Source organism: Moorella naiadis (nom. illeg.) (genome assembly GCF_051020825.1).
Classification (GTDB): domain Bacteria; phylum Bacillota; class DSM-521; order Neomoorellales; family Neomoorellaceae; genus Neomoorella; species Neomoorella naiadis.
Genome location: NZ_JAXGFQ010000018.1, coordinates 37,354 through 60,619, shown reverse-complemented (window position 1 = coordinate 60,619; position 23,266 = coordinate 37,354). Strand labels below are relative to the sequence as shown.

At 60.1% G+C, this 23,266-nt stretch carries 23 protein-coding genes and 1 riboswitch; of the genes, 16 read left to right on the top strand and 7 right to left on the bottom strand.

What is annotated here, in order from left to right:
- Positions 1 to 137: 137 nt before the first annotated feature.
- Positions 138 to 332: riboswitch (cyclic di-AMP (ydaO/yuaA leader) on the top strand.
- 112 nt (positions 333 to 444) lie between these two features.
- On the top strand, positions 445 to 1,686 hold the full coding sequence (eam, locus tag SDD30_RS11950) for a glutamate 2,3-aminomutase (RefSeq protein WP_434075150.1): 1,242 nt from the start codon (positions 445 to 447) through the stop codon (positions 1,684 to 1,686).
- A gap of 115 nt (positions 1,687 to 1,801) precedes the next feature.
- On the opposite strand, the gene SDD30_RS11945 is transcribed toward eam, so the two are convergent.
- A complete protein-coding gene (locus SDD30_RS11945; protein WP_434075147.1) occupies positions 1,802 to 2,557 on the bottom strand; it encodes an OmpA family protein in 756 nt (251 codons plus the stop codon).
- Positions 2,520 to 3,347, bottom strand: coding sequence for a flagellar motor protein (locus tag SDD30_RS11940; protein WP_434075146.1), 828 nt, complete (start codon positions 3,345 to 3,347; stop codon positions 2,520 to 2,522). The genes SDD30_RS11945 and SDD30_RS11940 overlap by 38 nt, the downstream gene beginning before the upstream one ends.
- Before the next feature lie 191 nt (positions 3,348 to 3,538).
- Here SDD30_RS11940 and SDD30_RS11935 point away from each other — a divergent pair, with 191 nt between their 5' ends.
- Together SDD30_RS11935 and SDD30_RS11930 are read left to right on the top strand one after the other, a co-directional pair.
- Positions 3,539 to 4,762 (top strand): amidohydrolase family protein, encoded by a 1,224-nt coding sequence (locus tag SDD30_RS11935; protein WP_434075145.1) that lies wholly within the window; start codon positions 3,539 to 3,541, stop codon positions 4,760 to 4,762.
- Positions 4,763 to 4,948: 186 nt separating this feature from the next.
- Positions 4,949 to 5,740: a prolipoprotein diacylglyceryl transferase gene (locus SDD30_RS11930; protein ID WP_434075144.1), complete on the top strand. Its 792-nt coding sequence runs from the start codon at positions 4,949 to 4,951 to the stop codon at positions 5,738 to 5,740.
- A 79-nt stretch (positions 5,741 to 5,819) separates the two neighbouring features.
- Here SDD30_RS11930 and SDD30_RS11925 read toward each other — a convergent pair whose 3' ends face one another.
- On the bottom strand, positions 5,820 to 7,028 hold the full coding sequence (locus SDD30_RS11925; RefSeq protein WP_434075143.1) for an amidohydrolase family protein: 1,209 nt from the start codon (positions 7,026 to 7,028) through the stop codon (positions 5,820 to 5,822).
- 167 nt (positions 7,029 to 7,195) lie between these two features.
- Positions 7,196 to 8,986 carry an adenine deaminase gene (gene ade, locus SDD30_RS11920; RefSeq protein WP_434075142.1) on the bottom strand — a complete coding sequence of 597 codons (1,791 nt, stop codon included), beginning with the start codon at positions 8,984 to 8,986 and terminating at the stop codon, positions 7,196 to 7,198.
- Positions 8,987 to 9,184: 198 nt separating this feature from the next.
- Here ade and SDD30_RS11915 point away from each other — a divergent pair, with 198 nt between their 5' ends.
- The 5 genes from SDD30_RS11915 (at position 9,185) to SDD30_RS11895 (ending at position 13,412) form a co-directional block, all read left to right on the top strand.
- Complete coding sequence (locus SDD30_RS11915) at positions 9,185 to 10,309, top strand: iron-containing alcohol dehydrogenase family protein (RefSeq protein WP_434075141.1); 1,125 nt, start codon at positions 9,185 to 9,187, stop codon at positions 10,307 to 10,309.
- Entirely contained in the window at positions 10,302 to 11,345 is a 1,044-nt protein-coding gene (locus tag SDD30_RS11910) for an ABC transporter substrate-binding protein (protein ID WP_434075140.1), read from the top strand. Before SDD30_RS11915 ends, SDD30_RS11910 begins: the two co-directional genes overlap by 8 nt.
- Before the next feature lie 85 nt (positions 11,346 to 11,430).
- Positions 11,431 to 12,225: an ABC transporter permease gene (locus SDD30_RS11905; RefSeq protein ID WP_434075139.1), complete on the top strand. Its 795-nt coding sequence runs from the start codon at positions 11,431 to 11,433 to the stop codon at positions 12,223 to 12,225.
- 4 nt (positions 12,226 to 12,229) lie between these two features.
- On the top strand, positions 12,230 to 13,054 hold the full coding sequence (locus SDD30_RS11900) for an ABC transporter ATP-binding protein (RefSeq protein ID WP_434075138.1): 825 nt from the start codon (positions 12,230 to 12,232) through the stop codon (positions 13,052 to 13,054).
- Between the two features lie 175 nt (positions 13,055 to 13,229).
- A complete protein-coding gene (locus SDD30_RS11895) occupies positions 13,230 to 13,412 on the top strand; it encodes a hypothetical protein (protein WP_434075137.1) in 183 nt (60 codons plus the stop codon).
- 119 nt (positions 13,413 to 13,531) lie between these two features.
- Here SDD30_RS11895 and SDD30_RS11890 read toward each other — a convergent pair whose 3' ends face one another.
- Complete coding sequence (locus SDD30_RS11890) at positions 13,532 to 13,750, bottom strand: hypothetical protein (RefSeq protein ID WP_434075136.1); 219 nt, start codon at positions 13,748 to 13,750, stop codon at positions 13,532 to 13,534.
- A gap of 12 nt (positions 13,751 to 13,762) precedes the next feature.
- A complete protein-coding gene (locus SDD30_RS11885) occupies positions 13,763 to 14,020 on the bottom strand; it encodes a hypothetical protein (RefSeq protein WP_434075135.1) in 258 nt (85 codons plus the stop codon).
- A gap of 125 nt (positions 14,021 to 14,145) precedes the next feature.
- On the opposite strand from SDD30_RS11885, the gene SDD30_RS11880 reads away from it, so the two are divergent.
- From SDD30_RS11880 to SDD30_RS11865, 4 genes are all read left to right on the top strand, one after another.
- A complete protein-coding gene (locus SDD30_RS11880) occupies positions 14,146 to 14,403 on the top strand; it encodes a hypothetical protein (protein WP_434075134.1) in 258 nt (85 codons plus the stop codon).
- A gap of 3 nt (positions 14,404 to 14,406) precedes the next feature.
- The gene (locus tag SDD30_RS11875) at positions 14,407 to 14,847 is read left to right on the top strand and encodes a hypothetical protein (protein ID WP_434075133.1); all 441 of its coding nucleotides are present in this window, start codon (positions 14,407 to 14,409) and stop codon (positions 14,845 to 14,847) included.
- Positions 14,831 to 15,295, top strand: a complete 465-nt coding sequence (locus SDD30_RS11870) for an Hsp20/alpha crystallin family protein (RefSeq protein WP_434075132.1) — start codon at positions 14,831 to 14,833, stop codon at positions 15,293 to 15,295. The genes SDD30_RS11875 and SDD30_RS11870 overlap by 17 nt, the downstream gene beginning before the upstream one ends.
- A 141-nt stretch (positions 15,296 to 15,436) precedes the next feature.
- Positions 15,437 to 17,305 carry an HAD family hydrolase gene (locus SDD30_RS11865; protein ID WP_434075131.1) on the top strand — a complete coding sequence of 623 codons (1,869 nt, stop codon included), beginning with the start codon at positions 15,437 to 15,439 and terminating at the stop codon, positions 17,303 to 17,305.
- 354 nt (positions 17,306 to 17,659) lie between these two features.
- Here the strand turns inward: SDD30_RS11865 and SDD30_RS11860 are convergent, their stop codons facing one another.
- On the bottom strand, positions 17,660 to 17,971 hold the full coding sequence (locus SDD30_RS11860; protein WP_434075130.1) for a hypothetical protein: 312 nt from the start codon (positions 17,969 to 17,971) through the stop codon (positions 17,660 to 17,662).
- Between the two features lie 300 nt (positions 17,972 to 18,271).
- On the opposite strand from SDD30_RS11860, the gene SDD30_RS11855 reads away from it, so the two are divergent.
- The 4 genes from SDD30_RS11855 (at position 18,272) to SDD30_RS11840 (ending at position 23,250) form a co-directional block, all read left to right on the top strand.
- Positions 18,272 to 18,880 carry a hypothetical protein gene (locus SDD30_RS11855; RefSeq protein ID WP_434075129.1) on the top strand — a complete coding sequence of 203 codons (609 nt, stop codon included), beginning with the start codon at positions 18,272 to 18,274 and terminating at the stop codon, positions 18,878 to 18,880.
- Between the two features lie 51 nt (positions 18,881 to 18,931).
- The gene (locus tag SDD30_RS11850) at positions 18,932 to 19,171 is read left to right on the top strand and encodes a hypothetical protein (RefSeq protein ID WP_434075128.1); all 240 of its coding nucleotides are present in this window, start codon (positions 18,932 to 18,934) and stop codon (positions 19,169 to 19,171) included.
- 18 nt (positions 19,172 to 19,189) lie between these two features.
- Complete coding sequence (locus SDD30_RS11845) at positions 19,190 to 22,117, top strand: cation-translocating P-type ATPase (RefSeq protein WP_434075127.1); 2,928 nt, start codon at positions 19,190 to 19,192, stop codon at positions 22,115 to 22,117.
- 215 nt (positions 22,118 to 22,332) lie between these two features.
- Positions 22,333 to 23,250, top strand: a complete 918-nt coding sequence (locus tag SDD30_RS11840) for a phosphate ABC transporter substrate-binding protein PstS family protein (protein WP_434075126.1) — start codon at positions 22,333 to 22,335, stop codon at positions 23,248 to 23,250.
- Positions 23,251 to 23,266: the final 16 nt, after the last annotated feature.

Here is a 23,266-nt window from a genome sequence, read left to right as displayed (position 1 = left end):
CTCAAAAAGATTTCTCCTCTCATAGTGACATTTTCTCAGTCCGCTTATAGGGTGACAATATCACTGTCCGGCGACACACTCCCCTACACTCCCATTGACAAAACCTACTATTTATGTTAAAATAGTATAGAAAACTTAATTAGCGAGCGCTGAATCCCTGAACAGGGAACGGGGGAACCACTTCCTGGGGTGAATCCCCGTGCTCAGACAGCTTCATTACTTTAAAGCTCCCGAGGGAGCAGGTTGAAGTAAAGGAGAAAATGGGTGCGGGGTAGGGTTAACCTTCGACCCGAACCCGGCAGCTAACTTCGTAAGCGTGGAAAGGCAAAGGTGGATCACCTTTAAATTTCTATGCCATAAAAACCCCGGTTCAGGCCGAGGTTTTATTTTATTCTTGGAAGGAGGAACCAAACGGTGAGTATTTACCTTAAGAAAGGCAGGTTGATGGGCAGGGAAGCCAAGAGGGAAATCGCTTTAACACGAGCAGCCGAACTGAAGGCCAGGATTGTCGATTACCTGGAGGAAAAAGAGAAGATCCCCAGTGGCATCGAGGCAGCAGCCGGGATTGCCGCCAACAAGGAGCGTATCCTGGCCTATTTTGGCGCCGGGGAGGAGGAGTGGCAGGACTGGCGCTGGCAGTTGACCCACCGCATTACCTCCGTCGCTGCCCTGGCGGAACTCTTGCCCCTGACCGCCGCGGAGAGGGAAGCCATCCAGCAGGTAGAACGGACCTACCGCTGGGCCGTCTCGCCCTATTACCTGAGCTTAATGGGAACGGAACCTGACTGTCCCATCCGCCGCCAGGCCCTGCCCAACGCAGCCGAGCTGGAGGACGAGGTGGGCCTCCTGGATCCCATGGATGAAGAACTGACTTCGCCGGCGCCGGCCATTACCCGTCGCTACCCGGATCGCTTGATCATCAATGTTACCAACCAATGCGCCATGTACTGCCGCCACTGCCAACGGCGCCGGAACATCGGTGAAGTTGATCGCGGCCGCAGCCCCCGGGAACTGGAACAGGCCCTCCAGTACATCCGCCAGAACGAAGAGATTCGCGACGTCCTCATTACCGGCGGCGACGCCCTGATGCTCAGTGACGGCCTCCTGGACTGGTTATTGACGGAGCTGGATCATATTCCCCATGTCGAGATCAAGCGCCTGGGCACCAGGGTCCCGGTGACTATGCCCCAGCGGATCACGCCGGAGCTCTGCCAGGTACTGGCCAAGCACCCACCCCTTTACCTCAATACCCAGTTCAACCATCCCCGGGAGGTTACCTTAGAGACCAAAGAGGCTTGTGATCGCCTGGTCCAGGCCGGGGTAGTTCTGGGCAATCAAGCAGTCTTACTTAAGGGCGTCAACAACCGGCCCTTCATTATGCGGAAATTAAACCAGGAATTGCTAAAAATTCGGGTCAGGCCCTACTATATTTTCCACGCCAAACCGGTCAAGGGGACCACCCACTTTATTACCTCCATCAGGGAAGGTGTGGAGATCATGGATCAGCTTCGGGGTTATACCTCCGGCCTGGCCGTGCCTACCTATATAATCAACGCCCCCCACGGCCTGGGCAAGACCCCTATCCTGCCCCAGTATGTCGTTGCCCGTAACGACAACCAGGTAGTCCTGCGGACCTGGGAAAAACGGACGATCTTCTATCCCGACCTGGGCCGCCAGGGTCGCTAAGAAAGCAGCAGAAAAGCAGGGCAGTTCACTCGGCTACAGAGTTTTAACGGAAAAGGGATTGGCCGCTGCCAATCCCTTCCGCTATACTCACCTCCAACTTCCCACCTCCAACCTCTCACTTATGCGGTTCGGTGACGTTATAGGCCTCCTTCAGGACGACGATATCCACCCGGCGGTTACGGCTCCTATCGGCTTCGTTATCATTGGGGGCCACCGGCCGGTATTCACCATAACCGGTAGCCGAGAGGCGCTCGGGCTTGATGCCGGCTGTAGCTACCAGGACCCGGACCACGTTGGTAGCCCGGGCCGTGGAGAGCTCCCAGTTGGAAGGGAAGGCCGGGGTGTTGATAGGCAGATTATCGGTATGGCCTTCCACCCGCAGGTAATTGGGGAGCCGGGCCAGGGCGCGGCCTACCTGCTGGAGGATGGTTCGGGCGTCCGGCGTCAGTTCGGCCGAACCACTGGGGAAAAGGACGGCATCCGCCATACTGACCACCAGGCCCCGGTCTTCAGTCCTTAGGGTAACCTGGCCCTCCAGCCCTTCCTGCTGGATGTACTGCTGGAGTTCGGCCCTCGCCCGGGCTAGCTCGGCACTTTCCTTTGTCCCGCCGGCCGCAGCGTCACCCGGGGCTGGGGCAATGCCGGGCACCACGGAGGGCAGGCCGCCGTCCGGTAAAACACAGGTGGCAGGGGCACCGGTAAAGGTCTGGGTCAGGGAGCTGGCCAGGGCAGCCAGCTTTTGGGCGTTGGTATCGCTGATGGCGTACATAACCACAAAAAAGATCATTAAAAGGGTAATCAAATCGGAGTAGGTCAGCAGCCAGCGTTCCTGATTATCCTTGTTGGCGTGCGCTCCCTTGCGGGCGGCCACCGGCCGTCACCTCCCTTTGCCCCCGCCCGGCTGCAGGCTGTTCCCGGCCCGGGGCCAGGAAGGCCGCCAGGGTGCTGCGGATGAGGGTGGGGTTCTTACCGGCCTGGAGGGAGAGGACGCCCTCTAGGATCATCTCCTGGTACAGGCGTTCCCGAGCGTCTTTATTTTTGAGCTTGGTGGCGATGGGCAGCCACAGGAGGTTGGCCGACGAGACGCCGTAGAGGGTGGCGATAAAGGCCATGGCAATGGAGGGCCCCAGTTTATCCGGGGTACTCAGGTTGCTGAGGACGTGGACCAGGCCCATGACGGTGCCGATGATGCCCATGGTGGGGGCGTAACCGCCGGCGGCCTCAAAAAGGCCGACGCCGCTGCGGTGGCGCTCGCCGGTGGCGTAAATATACTGCTCCAGGACGTTGCGGGTCTGTTCGGGGTCAGTGCCGTCGACTACCAGCTGCAGGGCGGCCCGGAGAAAACTATCCCTGACGTTGGCCAGCTCCTTTTCCAGCCGGACAAAGCCCTCTTTGCGGGCCAGGACGGCGTAATTGACGATGGTGGTGATGGCCTCGTTCAAATCCGGGGCTTTTTCCCGGAAGGCAACCTGCAATAAGCGGGGGATATTCCGCACCTCATCCCAGCTGAGGCCGATAAGGGTAGCGCCGATGGTGCCGCCGAAGACGATCATCGCCGCCGTCAGGGCCAGGAGAGCCCCCGGGCTGCCTCCCTCCAGGATAAAAGCTGCAATCAACGAGCCAAAGCCGATTACCAGGCCCAGGATTAAATTGAGATCCAACCTTCGACTTCCTTTCTTGACCATGATTTTCCAAATAACATGCTTATTCGCCATAAAATGACGGAATCCTTGTCGGATCTAATTAAGTTGATGTTAAATTGACCTTTATATTTTCTTGTGGTAGGATAGGGTTTAGATTTGAATAAGATTAAAAAAAATAAATGATGGCATTGACGGGAAGGAAGATAAAAATGAATGATCTGTTAATCAGGCGGGCGCGGTTGATGGATGGACAGGGCAGTGTTGACGTTTCTATTAAAGACGGGCGCATTCTAGCCGCCGGGAATAATGTCGCCGGGTCAGCCCGGCAGATGGTGGATGCCTCCGGCCGGCTGCTCATACCGGCCTTTATCGATGCCCACACCCACCTGGATAAAGCCCTGACGGCCCCGGAGGGTGGCGTCGGTTCCCTGGAAGAGGCTATTGAAGACTTCCAGCGTCGGAGCAAGGATATTGACAGGGGCGACTTACTGGAGCGGGGCCGGCGGGTCTTGCGCCTGGCCCTGCGTCACGGGACGACAATCATGCGCACCCATATTACCGTCAGCGAAAACCTGGGCCTGCGGGGCATCGAGGCCGCCCTGGAGCTGCGGGAGGAGTTTGCTGGCAAGGTCGACCTGCAGGTGATTGCCATGTGTAGCGGGCCGGAACCGGAGCCCACGGCGCCGTTAAAGGAACTCCTGGAAGAAGCCCTGCGTCTGGGGGCGGATGGCCTGGGCGGGGCGCCCCACCTTTCGGAGGGTATGAAACTGTGGGTCGATTATATCTTTGCATTGGCCGGCAAGTACGGGGTGGTCATCGACCTGCACGCCGATGAGACCGACTCCCCGTCGGTGGCCTCCCTGGAGTATATAGCCGCTAAAACCCTGGAGAATGGTTACCAGGGCCGGGTAGTGGCCGACCACTGCTGCGGCCTGGCGGCGGTGGATGCGGCGACGGCGGAGCGTACCATTGCCGCCGTCAAGGAGGCCGGTATCAGTATCATCACCCTGCCTTCCTGCAACCTCTACCTCATGGGCCGCCAGGATCAGGGCCTGGTCCGCCGGGGCGTCACCCGGGTGCGGGAACTCCAGGCCGCCGGGGTCAATGTCGCCTATGCCTCGGATAACATCCGCGACGCTTTCCGGCCCTTCGGCAACGCCGATATGCTGGAAGAAGCCCTGATTACCGCCCAGGTACTGCAGATGGGCACGTCGGCGGAGCTGGAGCAGGTGATCAAGATGGGTACCTATAATGCGGCTGCAGCTATCGGACTCCAGGATTACGGCGTCCGGGTGGGCGCCCGGGCTGACCTGGTACTCCTGGATGCTACTACCCCCGCCGGGGCGATTATCGGCCAGGTGGAAAAGGTCTGCGTCATCAAAGGCGGCCGGGTGGCCGTCCGCAATGATAAAAAATCCGATATTATAATTTAAGCGCTGTTCCAAGCAGCATTCCAACGCCCCACTGATAAAGCCTGGTACTATATCAGGGTGAAGACCGGCTTAAAAGCGGTTTTTAGCTGCGCCAATACGGCAACGGTATATAGACGGTTGCGCAGGGGGAAAGGAACGGGTATACTACTAATAGCCAGTCCCACTTTATATCCTGGGGGAATGAACTTGTTAGTCGACCTGAATCCCATTGCCTTTCACCTGGGTCCCATAGCAGTCCGCTGGTACGGTATTTTTATGGCCCTTTCCTTTTTGGTAGGTTCCTGGTACCTCTACCGGGAGGGCCTGCGGCGGGGCCTGGACGAGGACTTCCTCCTCAACCTGGCCATCATCGTCATCATCTTTGGCGTAATCGGGGCCAGGCTGGTATTTGTCCTGGCCAACTATCCTGGCTGGTTCCTAACGGATCGCCTGCAGGTTTTCAAGATCTATGAAGGAGGCATGTCCTGGCACGGCGGCCTCTTGGGCGGCTTCCTGTCCGGCTGGCTTTACGCCCGCCGGAAAAAGGTCGATGTCAACAAGCTGGCGGATATGGTCGTCCCCGGCTTGGCCTTCGGCTATTTCCTGGTGCGGATCGCCAATATCTTTAACCAGGAGGTCCTGGGCCGGCCCACGGACTTCTGGTTTGGCCGCTGGCCGGCCCAGCTTATCGGTTCAGCCATCGGCATCATCCTCCTGGCCCGTTACTTCTATGTGGAGAGTAAGAACCCGCCCCCCGGTTACCAGTTCTGGTCCTTTATCTTCTACCACCAGATCCTGCGGGCAGTGGTCGAAGAATCCGTGCGGGACAACCCCCTATCCGCTGTGGGTTATATCGTGCCCCACTGGGGCCTGGGCTTTTTTACCCTCACCCAGTTAACTACGCCCCCCATTCTGATCCTGGCCTATTACTTTATGTGGCGCTCCTGCCGCCAGGCCGGTGGCCGGGAAAGCTACCGCCTGGACCTCTCGTCGCGCTAAAATTGAGGAAGAATAAAGCGTAAAAACGGGACCGCGGCGGCGGTCCCGGTAAGCCCCCCGGGCAACCGGGGGATTTTTATTAGGGCGTATCAATAAAGACCATCTCCGGCCGGCCCAGGACCTGTAGGTCCTCCAGGGGGTTACCCCGGACGGCTATCAGGCAGGGGCGGTAACCGGGGCGTACCTGCCCCAGCTCTCCCGCCAGCCCCAGGGCAGCGGCGGCCGTAACCGTAGCCGCCCGGAGGATGGCCGCCGCCGGGATGCCGGCCCGGTACCAGTACATAAGCTCATCCAGGTAGGATTCCCCGTGATAGACGCCGGGAGCGCCGGCATCGGTCCCTACCACCAGTTGCACCCCCAGGTGGTGGGCCCGGGCGATCATCTCCTGCTGGGCCGCAACAGTCCGCTGAATAATCTTTATTTCTTTCTCCGGGTAGGCCTCCTTCTTGGCGCTATGGAGGCGGTTGACAATAGCGGCGACGGTAGGTACCCAGTAGGTACCCCGGGCCGCCATAACCTCCAGCTGGGCCGGGGTCAAGAAATAGCCGTGTTCTATGCTGTCCACCCCGGCGGCCAGGGCCAGGTCGACTCCGGCGGCGGAGTTGACGTGGGCCATCACCGGCCGGCCGGCGGCGTGGGCTTCCTTAACAATCTCCACCAGTTCGGCAGCGGTGAACTCCAGCTTGCCCACCTCACCGTAACGGTGAAAGGTAACCAGGCCGGATACAACGACCTTAATCTGATCAACACCCCGGTGAACCAGGCCGGCAATCATCTCTTTAGCCGAGGCCGGTTCGGTGGTGCCGGGGCCCAGGAAAGACCCATACCCCCCTTTTTTAGTAACAGCCATCCCCGTGGCCACCACCCTGGGGCCAGGATATTTACCAGTTCGAATCCCTGCCCGAGCCAGGAGGTTGAGGGCTTCCCCATCACTGCCGTCCCGGATGGCCACCAGGCCGTGGTCCAGGGAGGAGCGCAACGCCTCGCCTAGAGCCTTTTCCCTGGCCGCGGGGTCCTGCCAGCGGTCCAGGGAGGCCTGGAAGTCAATGCCGTCCAGGGCCAGGTGGACGTGGGCATCAATCAAACCGGGCAGGACCGTCAAACCCTCGAGGCGCATTTGCTGGGCCCCAGCACCAGTGCTTTCTATTCCCCTGGGCTGCACGGTGGCGATCCGGCTCCGGCGGATGCTGATTACCACCCGGGACTGTAGCCCCTCCTGCCGGCCGTCCCAGAGGTTGTCCGCCAGGAGATCCAGGTCTGTTCCCGGGCTGATACGGAAGAGTTTCATGGCCACACCCCCCAAACAGTAACTATCCTACACCTTTGCCGGATCAGGGGCAAGGGGTCACGGGTCAGGGTATCACCGGTTGCCAACTAAACAAAAACCCCGGCCGGAGGCCGGGGCCCAGGGCTATTTCATAACTCACATTCAAGAGGTCACCGCTAACGCAGGTTTTAACCGGCTATCAGGTCCACAAACTGGAACTTCAGGGTATCGACCAGGCCACGGTTGGTCAGGCGCAGTTCCGGCAGGACCGGCAGGGAGAGGAGGGCCATGGTCATAAAGGGCGACACCAGGTGGCAGCCCAGTTCCTGCCAGGCGCGGTGGACGGCCGCTACCTGGGCGGCGACCTCCTCGACCGGCCGGTCGGACATAAGGCCGGCAATGGGCAGGGGCAGGAGGGCTAAGACCTGACCGTCCCGGACGGCTACCAGACCGCCGCCGCATGCGGCCAAGGTATTACCCGCCAGGGCCATATCGGCGTCATTCATCCCGACAATGAGCAGGTTATGGCTGTCGTGGGCCACCGTCGAGGCCACGGCGCCCCCCTGGAAGCCGAAGCCCCGCACCAGGCCCAGGCCGATGCTGCCGCTGCCGCCGTGGCGCTCCACTACGGCCACCTTGGCCAGGTCGTCTTCGACACTAGCCGAGATCGCACCGGCGACTACCGGCACGCTAACCGTCAGGTGCCTGGTATTTACATTGGCTTCGATGATTTCCATAACCCGGGTCGGCACTGCCTTCTTACCCGCCGGGGCGTTGATTCGGAACTGTTCAGCCCGGAGTGGTGCCTTTAGGTGCACCGAATGGCGCACCCCTTCGGGATAGGTGACTACCGGCAGGTCTACCAGCAGCCGGCCGCCGGCGGCCACTAACCGGCCGTCGACCATGACTTTATCAATCTCCACGCCGGCCAGATCTTTTAAGAAGAGGATGTCAGCCAGGCGTCCCGGCGCGATGGCCCCCAGGTCCTGGGCGACGCCGAAGCACTCGGCCGTATTAATCGTCACCGCCTGGATAGCCCGGATGGGGTCTAGGCCCTCTTCAATGGCCCGGCGGACGACATGGTTCAGGTGCCCGGTGGCGAGGAGGGTTTCCGGATGGCTGTCGTCGCTGACCAGGACCGCCCGGCGGCTGTCGACCCGGGTCTCAGTCAGGCTTTTAATAGTAGCTTTGATGTCATGCCAGGCCGAGCCCTCGCGCATCATGGCGTACATACCCAGGCGCAGGCGGCTGAGGGCATCGGCGGTGGTGGTGGACTCGTGGCAGGAGGAGATGCCGGCGGCAGTATAAGCAGCCAGGCCCTGGAAATCAGCAGGCATGGCGAAGTGGCCGGTGATGGGTTTGCCGGCCGCCAGGGTGGCCTGGAGTTCACCGTGGACGGAGGGGTCGCCGGCTAGGACGCCGGGGAAGTTCATCATTTCCCCCAGGCCGCAGATGCCGGGCCACGGCATGGCCGTAGCCACTTCCTCCGGGCCGAAGGCGGCACCGGCGTCTTCAAACCCGGGGGCCGCCGGCACGCAGGAAGGCATAGTGGCAAAGACCCTCAGGGGCAGCTCTTGACCCTCATCCACCATCAATTTTACCCCGTCCAGCCCCAGGACATTGGCAATCTCGTGGGGGTCCATAAAAATCGTCGTGGTGCCGCCGGGGAGGACGGCCCGGGCGAACTGGGTCACCGTCACCATGCTGCTCTCGACATGGACATGACCATCCATGAAACCCGGGCAGAGGTAATAGCCGCTGGCATCGATAACCTCCGTCTCCGGTCCTATGGCCGTGGTAACATCGCCGACGCTGGCAATGCGGCCGTTTTTAATGGCGATATCCCACGGCAGGATTTCGCCGGTAAAGACATTGACAACTCTGCCGCCTTTAATGACTGTATCGGCGGGCACTTTGCCGGTAGCCGTAGCTACCAGTTCCCTGGTTACTTCAGCCAGGGGACGCCTGGTGGGGAGCACTGACAGCCATCTCCTTTTCAGGTTTTGCTTTTAGTATAAAGCTCCATCAAAAAAATAGCAAGATTAGCGCAACAATACTTTACTACGGGTTTATTTTTACTCCATCTTAACGGCAGGATTCCCGAATTCCGTGGCGAATATAGCTTTGTTATGGTAAAGTATTAGAGAGCCAGAGAACCCTATCTGCGGAGGAAGTCAATGTTAGAACGTATAATAGCCCCGGGCCATTACCGCCGTGGCGCCGGGGCCATCGAGGCAGCCGTCCCGGAGATCCAGGCCCTGGGCACCAGGGCCTGCCTGGTGGGGGGTCATCGGGCTCTGGCGGCAGCCAGTCCAGACCTGGAAGAGGCCCTGGCTGCTGCCGGTATAGAAATAGTCGCTAAGACCTGGTATGGCGGCGAATGCTGCCCGGAAAATATCGCTGCAGTAGCCGCGACCGTCAAGGAGACAGGCGCCGATTTCCTGGTGGGGGTGGGCGGCGGTAAAGCCCTGGATACAAGTAAAGGCGCAGCCTGGCAGGCTGGCGTCCCCCTGGTGGCCGTGCCGACCATTGCCGCCACCTGCGCCGCCTTTACCTCCATCGCCATTATCTATGACCGGCAAGGCCACTTCCTGGAGATCTCCCATCACGCCGTCAACCCGGCCCTGGTCCTGGTAGACAGCCGGATTATAGCCGCCGCCCCCGGGCGCTACCTGGCCGCCGGCATGGGGGATACCCTGGCTAAATATATTGAGCTGCGGGCTACCAGCATGGCAGCGGCGTCTCACCTGGCCCTGGCAGGGGCCCTGACCCTGGCCCATCTGTGTTACGACAGCATCCTGGCCGCCGGTCCTGAGGCCCGGGCGGCGGTGGAGGACCGGGCCGTCACCCCGGCCCTGGAAAAGGTCATTGACGCCGTCATCCTCATCAGCGGCCTGGTCAGCGGCCTGGGCGGCGACGACGGCCGTACAGCGGGCGCCCACGGTGTCTATGAAGGTTTAACCGCCTCGCCCCTGACCCGGGGCTACTGCCACGGCGAGCTGGTCGCCTTCGGCAACCTGGTCCAGCTGGTCCTGGAAGGGAAAGACGCTGGCGAGATTAGGCAATTGGCCGCTTTTAACCGCCGGGTGGGCCTGCCAGTAACCCTGGAACAAGTAGGTTTGTCCCCAACGGACGGGCCCTCCCTGGACCTGGTCAGCCAGGCGGCGGCCGGCAGCCCGGACATGGCCAACATGCCCTTCCCGGTGAGCGCCGCCATAATCCGCGCGGCCCTGCTGGCGGCCGACCACAGCGGCCGGGAACTGCAGGAGTATATAACTCAAGGAGGCAATCAACGTGGCTAAAAGATGTAAAAAATTTATTGCCCTGGTCCTGGTGCTGGCCTTGGCGGGCTTAATCCTGGCCGGCTGTGGCGGTGGCAACAAGCAGCAGGCCGCCGATAAAAAGACCGGCAACAGCAACCAGGAGCAAAAACTCACCCCCGTCAAAATCACCATGACCACCTGGTCGGGCTACGGGCCCCTCTTCCTGGCCCGGGATAAGGGTTTCTTCAAGAAACACGGCCTGGACGTCCAGCTTATCGTCATCCAGGGCCTGGGCGAGCGCAAGCAGGCCCTGGCCGGTAACCAGGTCGACGGCATCGCCACCACCCTGGATATTGAAACCCAGATTGTGGCCGCCGGCATTCCCCTGAAACAGATCTGGGCCCTGGACGATTCTTACGGTGGTGACGGCATCCTGGCCAAACCGGAGATTAAGACCATCAAAGACCTCAAAGGTAAAAATGTGGCCTACGACTTCGGCACCGCCAGCCATATCCTCCTCCTGTCCATCCTGGCCAAGAACGGTATGACGGAACAGGATATCAACCACGTCCAGATGTCCGCCAGCGACGCCGGCTCGACCTTCGTCGCCGGCAAAGTGGACGCCGCCGTCACCTGGGAACCCTGGCTAAGCAAAGCCGTAAAAGAAAATAAGGGTAACCTGTTGGCGACCTCCAAGGAGACCCCGGGCTTGATTATGGATACCGTCGCCCTGCGCAGCGATTGGGCCGATAAACACCCGGAGGCCCTCCAGGCCATGGTTAACGCCCTGGCCGAGGCCATGCAGTACTGGGAGAGCAATAAAGCCGATGCTAACGCCATCATGGCCAAGGGCCTGGGTATAAAGGTAGAAGAGTTCACCAGCAACCTGGAGACCCTGCGCCTCTTTAACCTGGCTCAGAACAAGGAGATGTTCGGTACGGCCGACAAGCCGGGTACCCTCTACACCTCCCTGCAACAGGCCATTGACTTTGGCTTTAACAACAAGGTCATTAAATCCAAGCCCGAGGCCAAAGCCATGATCGACCCGACCTTTGTCAATAAGGCGAAGATCTAGCAGGTAAGGGCTGTGCGCCCAGCCCGCAGAAAAGCCGCAATAGTAAACCCAATAGTAAACCATAGTAACCATAAGGAAAAGCGCTATGAAGCTCGGTAAGTATTTTAAACTCAACGCCCCCATTCCCGGCAAACTATACCTCAGCCTCAGCATCGCTGCCTTTGCCCTGCTCCTGCTGCTGTGGCAGGTGGGGGTAACGGTGGGCCACCTGCCACCGTCCCACCTGCCCGCCCCCGCAGCCGTGGCCCGGGCGGCTGTGGAGCTGGCCGGTAACGGTTTGGTTAACGACATCGGCATCAGTTTCTTCCGGGTGACCACCGGTTTCCTCCTGGCGGCCCTCATTGGCGTCCCCCTGGGGATTCTCATGGGCAGCTTGAAGGTAGCCGAAGCCTTCTTTGAGCCCCTGCTGGCCTTTTTTCGCTACATGCCGGCCTCGGCCTTTATCCCCCTGACCATTATCTGGTTGAGCATCTTTGAGATCCAGAAAATCGGGGTCGTCTTTATCGGCATCTTCTTCCAGCTGGTCCTGATGATTATGGACGTCACCCACAACGTCCCCCAGGATCTCATTGATACCGCCTACACCCTTGGGGCGCGGCCCCTGGAGGTCTTCCGGCGGGTGGTCCTGCCTGCGGCCCTGCCGGGGATCATGGATACCCTGCGGGTTACCCTGGGCTGGGCCTGGACCTACGTCATTGTCGCTGAACTGGTGGCGGCCAACTCCGGCCTGGGGTTCCTGATCATGAATGCCGGCCGCCAGCTAAGTACCCCGGATATGTTTGTCGGCATCCTGACCATTGGCGTGCTGGGGATTATCTGCGATATGACCTTTAAGGTTCTCTACCGCTGGTTCTTCCCCTGGACGGAAAGGGAGGTATAACTCTATGGCCCTGGCAACAGTGCCGCAAGCCACCGGCAATAAACTGACGGTGATCAACCTTACCAGGGAGTTCACCCTGAAGCGCGAAAGGATTACCGCCCTGGAGAGCGTCTCCCTAGGGGTGCAGGAGGGGGAGTTCGTCACCATCTTGGGTCCTTCGGGATGCGGCAAATCCACCCTGTTACGCATCATCGCCGGCCTGGCCGAGTCCAGCAGCGGCCAGGTGTATAAAGACGGCCATTTAATCCAGGGGCCGGGAGCCGACCGGGGCATGGTCTTTCAAAGCTATACCCTCTTTCCCTGGCTGACGGTGCGCCAGAACATCGAGTTCGGCCTGAGCCTGAAGGGGATGGATGGCGTCCGGCGGCGGCAGATCGCCGAGCACTACCTCGAGATCATCGGCCTGCAGGCCTTTGCTAGCGCCTTTCCCAAAAACCTCTCCGGCGGCATGAAGCAGCGGGTGGCCATTGCCCGTGCCCTGGCCAATGATCCGGACATTCTCCTCATGGACGAACCCTTCGGTGCCCTGGATGCCCAGACCCGCTTGGTCATGCAGGAACTCCTCCTCAAGGTCTGGGAAGAGACCCGGAAGACCATCCTCTTTGTGACCCATGACGTGGAGGAGGCCATCTTCCTGGGGGATACAGTTTACGTCATGACGGCCCGGCCGGGACGCCTCAAGGCGCGCATCCCCGTGCCCCTGGCCCGGCCCCGGTCCTTTGAAGTTAAAAACTCCCGGCCTTTCCTGGAATTAAAAGGCCGCATCCTGGAGCAGATCCGGGAGGAGAGCCTGAAGGCCGCCACCATGATGCCGGCCGGTTGCGCCTGAAAGCTATTTTTTGCGGCGCATCTTATCTGTAAAAAGCACTGAGGCAAAAGTGGCATTACCCTTAGTCCGGTATACTCAAATCTTAATTGAGATCTAATTTCATCTTAATTCAAACTTAACCCGGGGGAGTTAGAATGAAAACAAATCAAGGGATACCCCCGGGGAGGTATAGAAAATGTTACAGGGAAAACTGCTGGCGCTACTTAAAGAGTGCCCCTGGCTCCTGGAAAAGACGGTCGAAGACCCCCAGACCCGCCAGTCCATGACGGCGCAGGTCAACAAAAAAATCGCCGCACTGGAAGGTGATGGTCGTGCAGACAGTCACCAGCCTGCCGGCGGAGTGCTTCAAGCTGCTTGAAGGTAATTAGAGGCGGAGTTCCGGCTACCAAACCGGGACCCCGCCTTTTGCTTTCCCAATATGGGTTTGAAAGCGCCGGCCCCCAGGAAGCCAACTAGCAAGTACCTGATTGGACCTGTTCAGCGGTGGACCCGGATCAGCAGGTCGAAGAAGTCCGGGTCATCAAGGTAATTAAGACGGCTGGCGATGAGGTTGCCGTCGCCGCTTACCCGGCCGATGCCGGCATTGCCCTTAATACGACCCTGCCAGCCCTGCAGGGTATTCTCCCCATAAAAAAGGCCGGCATTGCTGTGGACGGTGATTACCAGGGATTTACCCAGGTGAATTTCTGTTTTCATGGCGTACACCCCTTAAGAGAGAATTTTACGGAGAGCCGGATCGCGCAGCCAGTCCTGGCAGAGCATATCCTGCCAGTCCGGATCCTCTACCTGAAAGGCAGAATCATCCAGGGAATTGCGGTCACCGGATAGACGGCCAAAACCGTTGTTGGTTTTACTACAGGTAGACCAGTCGTAGAAATAATTGGTGCCAATAGCCACGGCCGAACCAGTATCGACGTCAGCGATACGCAGGGTATGAATATTGATCTGGAGGAAAAACCTGGCCACCTTTACCCACCTCCTACCCGCTACTAAAGCTTATGCCGGCGGAGGAAAAGGGTACCGGCGTCAGGGGCAGGACACAAAAGATTTCCCGCCGCATAAACTGTTAGCAGACAGGGGGGGCTAAGAATATGGCCGTAGCCATCATCAACGGCGTGATCCAGGTCGTCCAGTTCCGGACCAATGCTGCCATGAGCCAGGGTAAGTGCGTCAGCGACGCCTGGACTCTGAATACCAAATCCAACATAACCCTGGGGCAAGTAAACGGTTTGTTTAATTTCCTACCCACCGGGGCTAATATCCTTTATGACCCTGACTTTATCGACAGCAATATCATTGACGGCGGGCTTAAGTCGGCCCTGGGGCCCTCCATTGTCGAGGTTGTTTAAGCCATGCTGGGGCGTTGGTGGCGGTACCTGAAGTCCCGCGACCGGTCAGGGGAACGCCCCGGGCACGAAAGGGAACTGGAGCAACGGGTTACCGACCTGCAGCTGGCGGTCAATAAAATAGCCGCTGACCTGGCGGCCCTCCTGAAAGACCTGGCCGGGCAAGCCCTGGATATTCATATCGATAAGGTTGCCATTGATAAAGTCAACCTGGACCAGCTCATTTTTAATATCGACGGCATCGGGGTGAAAGACTTAAGCGGGTCCTTGAGCATCGGCCTTAACTACGGCGGCCGGGTAGTGCGCCTGATGCCCGGCGGGGATCCTGACGCACCCCGGATACAAAGGGAGCCGGTAAGAAAACACCGGCCCTTGACCGGGGACCAGCCGCGCATTAATTTCTCGACCGGGTCCGAAGAGGGTGATAGCCGTGGCCAGGGAACGTGATCCTCTGGACGCCTTGAAAAACATTCCTTACCTGGATGAGGATTTTTTTAAAGACCTGGCCGGCATAGAGCTGCCGGATCCCACCGGCATTTTGGGCCGCCTGGGCCGGGGCAAGTGGCCACCGGTAGATGTTGTCGAGACCGCCGGCGAGGTCATTGTTACGGCAGCCATCCCCGGCCTGCACCAGGCCGGAGACGTCCGGGTGGAACTGAACGGCAGTACCCTGCGCCTGGAAGGGGAGGTCACCTCCGGCCTCCAGCTGCTGCCGGTAGTTAAGGTGCACCAGCAGGAGAGGAAGCAGGGGAAATTCAGCCGCACCCTTACCCTGCCGGCGGCCGTCAACAGCAAGAGCGCCCGGGCCACCTACCAGCGCGGCCTCCTGGAGATCCGTTTTCTGAAACAAGCCGGCACCCAGGGAGAGACCTTGACTATCGAGTTTTTTAAATAGAGGGCCGGAGTTGCCGCACCAGCGGCGCCGGGCCGCTTTTTTACTGTCCGGGGCTGGCTCTGGTTAAAAATCCTTCCTTTGCTAATAATATGCTTATAAAAGAGATAGCTTTGCCCTAGCAAATAGGATTGGTGGTCGTTCATGACCGGGGAGGCCTTCAGCATCCGTCATCGTCTGCCGGGCCGGCTACGTCTTTACCTGCCTGGACTAAAGGCAGGGTTCCTCATGCCCGCGGCCTTGGTCGCAGCCCTGCAGGCTCTACCGGGAATGCAGGAAGCCCGGGCCAGTTCTCTTACCGGCAGCCTGTTGCTGTTTTACCGGCCCCAGGAGATCGAGGAAGGGAAGCTATTACATAAAGTACAGGACCTCACGGTTGCTCAAGTCCGTCCGCTGCCGGGGCCGGTTCATCTTGCCCCTGGAGGTACGGCTCTCCTGCGCGTGTTTGCCGGCGGCGGTCTACTGGCCTTTCTGACCCTGAAGAGAATTATTCTAGGCGAGCCGCCCCTGGCCCGCTCACCCCGGGTGGTCAATTCGGCGGCCCTGGTTACCGCCATTGCCGGCTACCCCCTCCTACGGCGAGGTTTTACAAGGGCCGGTCACGGTGGGGGTTTGAACGCCGACCTTCTTTTAGGGGGGACAGCCCTGCTCCTCCTGCTGCTGCGGGAGAGCCTGCCGGGACTTTTGATCCTGGTCCTGGCAGAAGAAATGCGCCTGGCGGAGAAACTGGCATCCCGTCAGGCCCGGATAGCCCTGGCCAGCTTAGCCAGGGATAAGGAATGTACCCTGCGGCCGGCCTCCTTGCCGCCGGTAGAAGCCACCCGGGTGGAACACTATGGAGAAAAGGCCAGCAAGCTGGCCGTAGCCCTGACCGGTGGAACCTACCTCTGGCATCGGGATATCCGCCAGGCCCTGGCCATGCTGGTAGCCGGGGCGCCGGTAGCCACTTCCCTGGGCGAAACGGCGGTTGCCACCACCGCCATTCGCCGTTCGGTGGCCAACGGCATCCTGGTTGCCGACGGCCGCCACTTTATGGCTATGCCGGCCCTGGATACTTTGGTCTGGTGCGGGGGCGAACTGCTGACCACCGGGATCCCGGCGGTTCGTGAGATTTACTCCCTTGACCCGGCCTACACCCGGGAACTCCTGTTGCAAATAGCGGCCGCCGCCTGCAGCCAGGCATCCCATCCCCTGGGACCGGTCTTCTGGCGGCGGCTTCAGGAGCAGGGACTTCCCCCCGTTCGGGTCGGCGCCGCCGGGATACTCCCGGGCGGCGCCATCCGGGCGGACGTGGCCGGCCGGCGCCTGCTCCTGGGGAGCTTCCCATCCCTGCGGCGGCATAAGGTAACCAGCCGTCGCGGCCGCGCCCGGGAACAGCGCTACCGGCAGACAGGCCTCCTGCCCCTTTATGTAGTCATCGACGGCCAGCCGGTAGGCCTGATCGCCCTGGAGGAGCCGTTAAAGGAAGGAGCCCTGGCGGCCGTTACATCCCTGCGGTCTCTGGGATTGAGAAAGCAAATCCTGATCGATGACGCCGGCCCCGAGGCTGCCGGCCTGCTGGCCCGGCAACTGGGATTAGACGGTTTTCAGGTAAGTTCTACACCAGAGGAAAAGGTGGCTGTTATTAAGGGCTTAAAGGATCAGGGCCATTTAGTAGCAGCCGTTGGCAGTAAGAGGAGGGATGAGGCGGCCTTGGCCGCCGCCGATTTCAGCCTGGCCCTGGGGCAGCCCCTGGCGACGGCGGATATGTTTTCCTTAAATCCTGATCCGGCTCGGGTGCTAGAGGTATTTCGCCTGGCGCAGAGCTCGCAGATTATCTACCTCCAGGAGTTTTTCTTCGTCCAGGCCGCCAATATTATCGGTATGGGACTGGGATATTTGCGCTTCCTTTCTCCGGCTACGGCCATGGTGTGGCAAAATATGTTGAGCCTGGTTTTATTCCTCAACGCCGGCCGCCTCCGCTGGCCAGTGCAAGCTATAGGTAAACAGCCCTCAGGCCACCAGCTTAAGTAAAGTTTAACCGGCAGGCTGTTAACGGCTGCTAATTCGCTATGGTTTTTAAAGAGTTAAAGCCGGATAAAAGGCTGCTTCAGGCTCTGGCTATAACACCGGATGGGGTAAAAAAGGTTGCCGGCAGGAATTGGCAGCGATGAGGGAAGGGTTAAAAATTAGCCTGCAACACTACCTGACGCAGGAACTGGGACGCCAGGTGGCCGTGCAGGCCTGGATGTTTTTTATATGATGCCGTAACCGTAACCGGGATAAAGAGGAAAAAGGCGGCCGGCCCGGAAACCGACAATATTGCTTAATCAGCGGCGTGGCGCCAATATGAGCGAGCCCTGTTTACACCGGGCTTTTTTTATTTGGTTAATCGTCAGCAACGAATTCTTTCACCTCAGCGGCGGTCCTTTCAATGTTGGCGGCCGCTGCTTTAACATCTTCGGTAACCCGGGCGACGTTTTGAGCTTCGGCGACGAGATCGTGCCAGGCCTGCCGCCAATTTCCCTTGAGCTCGTTAAGCCGGTTGCTGACAACCATGCCCTCTCTCACCCCGGCCAGAGCCAGGGAACGCAACCCCTTGCGGGCCGGTTGCCAAGAAAGAAGAACTGCCGCTCCGGCCACTGCCCAGGCCCACGGCGTGATATTCTCCAGGGTCCTTTCTGCCAATCTCGCCAACATATACGCAACCTCCTTCATTATTTGCGCGGTACTTAACCACTGGCATTTCGCCCCGGCTACAGTAAACCATATCTTCCCCGGCAATCCAACTTGGTACTGGGGGTCAGGTGATAACCGGGAAGCGGTTTAAAACCTTGTTTTTTAGTTGTTAGCCAGGCTTCCTGGCCAACTAAATGTTAGGGATATTTTAACCCGTTTTTAGGGTTTTATGAGCACTTTTCGTAGGCAAAATTTAGGTATAAAAAACCTTGGTAGAGAAAAAAATACTCTCATGCCTATAAAAGGAAGGGAGTAGAGATAATGGCAGTATACCCTGACCGGGAGGAGGACAAACTTCCAGCAAGGCCCATGGAAGGGTCAGCCGGTGGCCGTGAGCCCCGGGAGTGGGAAAAGGAGCTTGACCTGGAGACACCGGCGATTCTGGCTAAAATTGAAGCTCAACTGCACCGCAACCTCAAAGATCTGCAACACTTAAGCGCAGATATCGACGACCCCCGGGCCCGGGGGATAGTCCAGCGCCTGCTGCGGGACTTGCGCACCCAGCAGCAGGAGGTAGCCAGCTTGCGGCGGCTCACGGACCGTTACCCGGAGCTGGGTAGCCTGGCCTGGGTGCGCCAGCGCTTGCATTACTGGCTCCAATCGAGCAACGTCCGCAGTTTCCTCTTGGGCGCCGGCCTGGGATTAGCCGTCCTGGCCGTCGTGCCCCTGGCCCGCAAGAACTGCCGGCCCCTGGTGGTAAAAGTGATGCGGGAGATAATGGAACTCAGTGCTAAAAGCCAGGAACTGGTGGCCGGGTTGAAGGAAGGCCTGGAAGACCTTGTCAGTGAGGCCCAGTTTGAGGCTATGAAACAGTCTCTGGAGCCAGGGAAGCAGGAAGGGACCCTGGCGGTAACCGGACCGGAGGAATAGGAAACGAAGGGACCTCTACCATTATAGTTAAACAGAAGGGAGCATTGGCCCTTGGCGATCAAAGATGTCGAAGCAAGCTTACAGCAACTAGCACAGGCCCTCCAGGCCGCCGTTGATACCAGCCTGGAGGTCATGGCTGTCGATAACGGGGCGAGGGAGCAGGTTTACCAGCTCTGGGAACAAAAACTGAGTGAAGGCTGGTATTACTTAAAACAAAAAAGCCAGGAAAAGGGCATTAATCCCCTGGCCGGGATTAGCTATACCCGTTTGCGCCAGGCCATACCAGTGTAGTAACAGAGGTGATGGCCCATGGCCCCCAATGCGTTCGGCATTTACCCGGTCCACCAGCTGCCGGGGAGGGTACGCCTCCATATACCCGGCCTGAAGGGCAACCAGACCTTAGCTGCCAGTATCATTACTCACCTTCAGCAAACTCCCGGCGTCCGCCTGGCTACGGCCAGCACCTGGACCGGCCGGGTGCTGGTTTATCATGACCCGAGCCATCTTTCCCTGGAGGAGCTCATGGCCCTCCTGGGCAGCATTTCCGGGGCGCCGGGGGCTACCCGGGAGGTAGCAGCCACGGCCGTCTTGCCGGAATGGCATACCTTGGCGGCTGACGATGTCTTACGCCGCCTGGCTTCCCCGCCCGAGCACGGCCTGGACGAACCTGAGGTCCGGCACCGTCAGGAGGTTTTTGGTGCCAACATCCTGGTCGGCCCCACCAGGCTCTCGCCCTGGCAGCTTTTTAAACAACAATTGCAAGACCTCATGGTACGGGTGCTCATGGCGGCCAGCGGTCTCTCTTTGATGCTGGGGCGGGTGCGGGATGCCGTCTTTGCCCTGGGGGTGGTAACCATGAACGCCGTCCTGGGGGCCTGGCAGGAGTTAAAGGCCGCTCGCTCCCTTTCTTCCCTGGGGCAACTGGCACCGCCCACGGCTCTAGTGACCCGTGCCGGCCGGGAGCAGCGCCTCCCGGCCAGCGCCCTGGTGCCGGGGGACATTATCCGCCTCCAGGCCGGCGACCGGGTGCCGGCCGACGCCCGCCTGCTCGAGGCCGTGGACCTGGAGGTGGAGGAGGCCACCCTGACGGGGGAGAGCGTACCAGTGCGGAAGCAAGTGGCGCCCCTGGGGGAAGCGGCCCTGCCCCTGGGGGACCGTAGCAACATGGTTTTTATGGGGACCAGTATTACCCGCGGCCGCGGCCGGGCCGTCGTTGTGGGGACGGGCATGGCGACCCAGATGGGCCAGGTGGCGGGCCTGCTGCAGGCACGGGAGCAACAGACCCCCCTGCAGGCCAGCCTGGGGGATCTGGGCCGGGTTCTGGCTTACGGCTGTCTGGCCGTTTCCGGGGTGGTCCTCATCGGCGGCCTGCTGTGGGGCCGGGGCCTGATGGATATGGTGATGACGGCCGCCAGCCTGGCGGTGGCGGCCATTCCCGAGGGTATGCCGGTTATAGTCGCCCTGGCCCTGGCCTTCGGCGTGCAAAGGATGGCCCGGCGGCGGGTAATCGTCCGCCGCCTGCCGGCCCTGGAGACCCTGGGCTGCACCACGGTCATCTGTACCGATAAAACCGGTACCCTGACCAGGAATGAGATGACAGTCCGCGCCGTGGCCTGCGGCCGCGAGCTCTGGCAGGCCGGCGGCGAGGGTTACCGGCCGGAGGGCAGCTTTACCCTCCGGGGCCCGGGAAGCCCGGCGGCGGAGGGGGAACTGCGGCACTTCCTGACCCTGGCCGCCCTGTGCAGCGATGCCCGCCTGGCATCCCAGGGCCGGGGCAGCAGGATAAAGTGGCTAGTAGAGGGCGACCCTACCGAGGGCGCCTTGCTGGTAGCTGCCATGAAGGCCGGTTTGGACCTGGACGAACTGCCAAGGAGTTACGCCCGCTGCCAGGAGGTACCTTTTAACTCCGAGGATCGTTGTATGACGGTCCTGAACCGGGACAGGCAGGGGCGCTATCTCTTGATCACCAAGGGCGCCCCGGAGGTGATCCTGGAGCGCTGCAACCGGGTGCGCTGGCGGGGTAAAGTAGTACCCCTGACCCCGGCCCGGCGCCGCTTGCTGGAGCAGCGCAGCGAAGAGATGGCCGGCCAGGGCCTGCGGGTCTTGGCTGTGGCCTACAGCGATGAGGAAAACGCCGGCGCGGGTTCATCCCTTATCTGCAGCGGCCTGGCCGGGATGCAGGACCCGCCGCGGCCGGAGGTACGCCGGGCCATCGCCCGCTGCCACGCCGCCGGCATTAAGGTAGTCATGATTACCGGCGACCACCCGGCCACGGCGGCGGCCATTGCTAAGGAACTGGGGATCTTGACCTCCGGCGGGGCTATCCTGACCGGGCAGGAGCTAGAAAATCTTGCTGATGCCGAGCTGGACCGCCTAGTGCCGGCAGTCCAGGTCTTCGCCCGCACCTCGCCCCAGCACAAGCTACGTATCGTCCAGGCCTGGCAGCGCGCCGGCGGGGTGGTAGCCATGACCGGCGACGGCGTCAATGATGCCCCGGCCGTTAAGGCGGCCGACATCGGCCTGGCCATGGGACAGAATGGGGCTGATGTTACCCGGGAGGCGGCCAGCCTGGTGCTGACGGATGATAACTTTGTCACCATCGTTACCGCCGTCGAAGAAGGCCGGACCATCGACACCAATATCCGCAAAGCCATCCGCTACCTCCTGGGGACCAATATTGGCGATGTAGTTCTGACGGCTACGGCCGTCCTAGCGGGGTTGCCTTTGCCCCTGCTGCCCATCCAGCTCCTCTGGCTGAACCTGGTAGGCGACAGCCTGCCGGCCCTGGCCCTGGTCAAAGACCCGCCGGCAGCCGGGATCATGGAGCAACCGCCCCGCCAGGCTCAAAGCAACTTCTTTGCCGGCGGTTTCGGTCGCCAGATCATTACCCGGGGAGTGCTCCTCGGTCTGGGCAGCTTATTTCTCTTCGCCTTAAGACTCTTCCAGACCGGCTCTGCGGCTGCGGCCCGTTCCCTGGCCCTGGCCGGGTTGCTGGCCGGCCAGCTCATTCACATCTTTGATTGTCGCCTGATGGACAACAGCGGCACCCGGCAGGGTTTCTTCAGCAATCCCTACCTTCTGGGGGCCGGGGCCTGGACGGTAGCTACCATGTGGCTTACCTTTATGAACCCCACAGCCCGTAACCTGCTGCATACCATGCCCCTCTCCGGGACGGACTGGCTGCTGGCTACAGCCACGGCGGCAGCCACCGGCGGGGCGGCCATGTTAACGGGCTAACCGGTACAGATCAGCAGCAACCAGCCTCCGGGCGTCATTTTAAATTCCGGCTGGGGCAGCCCTTTTTCCGGGTTGGCCCCGCCCTTTACATTTTTTCCTCAAACCTTAACCCGAAGTTAATGACAGAATAATAAAATCCTAACACCGGCCCTTTATAATAGAGTTGTCCGGATAAAACAGACCGGCAAAGAAATTTATCCTGAGGAGGACGAAAAGTGCTAAGGAAAGGTAAATGGCTGGCAATTCTGTTGATGGCCCTGGTGGCGGTTCTCGTCGTGGCCGGATGCGGTAAAAAAGAGCTCCCGGCGCCCCAGCAGAGCAACAGCCAGCAGCAGGGCGGCACTAGCGGGACCATAACGGCCGCCGGTTCAACCGCCCTCCAGCCCCTGGTTGACGAAGCGGCCAAGCAGTACATGCAGAAGAACCAGGGCGTGCGCATCGTCGTCAACGGCGGCGGCAGCGGTAACGGCCTCTCCCAGGTCTTCCAGGGCGCCGTCCAGATCGGTAACTCCGATATCTTTGCTGAGGAAAAGGACGGTATTGACGCTTCCCAGCTGGTGGACCACAAGGTTTGCGTCGTCGGCATGGCGGCTGTGGTCAACCCCAATGTCAAAGTGGACAACCTGACCAACCAGCAACTCATTAATATCTTTACCGGCAAGATTACCAACTGGAAGGACGTCGGCGGCCCCGACCAGAAGATCAACATCGTCAACCGCCCCAGGGGTTCCGGCACCCGGGCGACCTTTAAGAAATACGCCCTGAACGGCGCTGAAGAGGCCCAAGGTATCGCCATGGAGCAGGACGCCTCCGGTACCGTCCGCAAGACCATCGCCGACACCCCCGGCGCCGTCGGTTACCTGGCCCTGTCTTACATCGATAACAGCGTCCTGGCCGTTAAGATCGACGGTGTTGAACCCACAGTGGCTAACATTGCTGACAACAAATACAAGGTCTGGGCTTACGAGCACATGTACACCAAGGGTCAGCCCGCCGGCGAAGTCAAAAAGTTTCTGGACTATATGATGAGCGACGAAGTACAGAAAAACCTGGTCCCGCAGCTGGGTTACATCCCCATCACCGCCATGAAAGTGGATCGCGACGCCAAGGGCAACGTAACTCCCAAGAGCTAGCTTTACTATAGCGCAT

Excerpts from the sequence above, each read along its gene's own strand:
- SDD30_RS11865 (WP_434075131.1), top strand. The coding sequence starts at position 15,437 with ATGACCGGGGAGGCCTTCAGCATCCGTCATCGTCTGCCGGGCCGGCTA.
- SDD30_RS11845 (WP_434075127.1), top strand. The coding sequence starts at position 19,190 with ATGGCCCCCAATGCGTTCGGCATTTACCCGGTCCACCAGCTGCCGGGG.
- SDD30_RS11880 (WP_434075134.1), top strand. The coding sequence starts at position 14,146 with ATGGCCGTAGCCATCATCAACGGCGTGATCCAGGTCGTCCAGTTCCGG.
- SDD30_RS11860 (WP_434075130.1), bottom strand. The coding sequence starts at position 17,971 with ATGTTGGCGAGATTGGCAGAAAGGACCCTGGAGAATATCACGCCGTGG.
- SDD30_RS11895 (WP_434075137.1), top strand. The coding sequence starts at position 13,230 with ATGTTACAGGGAAAACTGCTGGCGCTACTTAAAGAGTGCCCCTGGCTC.
- SDD30_RS11900 (WP_434075138.1), top strand. The coding sequence starts at position 12,230 with ATGGCCCTGGCAACAGTGCCGCAAGCCACCGGCAATAAACTGACGGTG.
- SDD30_RS11875 (WP_434075133.1), top strand. The coding sequence starts at position 14,407 with ATGCTGGGGCGTTGGTGGCGGTACCTGAAGTCCCGCGACCGGTCAGGG.
- SDD30_RS11905 (WP_434075139.1), top strand. The coding sequence starts at position 11,431 with ATGAAGCTCGGTAAGTATTTTAAACTCAACGCCCCCATTCCCGGCAAA.
- SDD30_RS11915 (WP_434075141.1), top strand. The coding sequence starts at position 9,185 with ATGTTAGAACGTATAATAGCCCCGGGCCATTACCGCCGTGGCGCCGGG.
- SDD30_RS11925 (WP_434075143.1), bottom strand. The coding sequence starts at position 7,028 with ATGAAACTCTTCCGTATCAGCCCGGGAACAGACCTGGATCTCCTGGCG.
- SDD30_RS11935 (WP_434075145.1), top strand. The coding sequence starts at position 3,539 with ATGAATGATCTGTTAATCAGGCGGGCGCGGTTGATGGATGGACAGGGC.
- eam (WP_434075150.1), top strand. The coding sequence starts at position 445 with ATGGGCAGGGAAGCCAAGAGGGAAATCGCTTTAACACGAGCAGCCGAA.
- SDD30_RS11855 (WP_434075129.1), top strand. The coding sequence starts at position 18,272 with ATGGCAGTATACCCTGACCGGGAGGAGGACAAACTTCCAGCAAGGCCC.
- SDD30_RS11890 (WP_434075136.1), bottom strand. The coding sequence starts at position 13,750 with ATGAAAACAGAAATTCACCTGGGTAAATCCCTGGTAATCACCGTCCAC.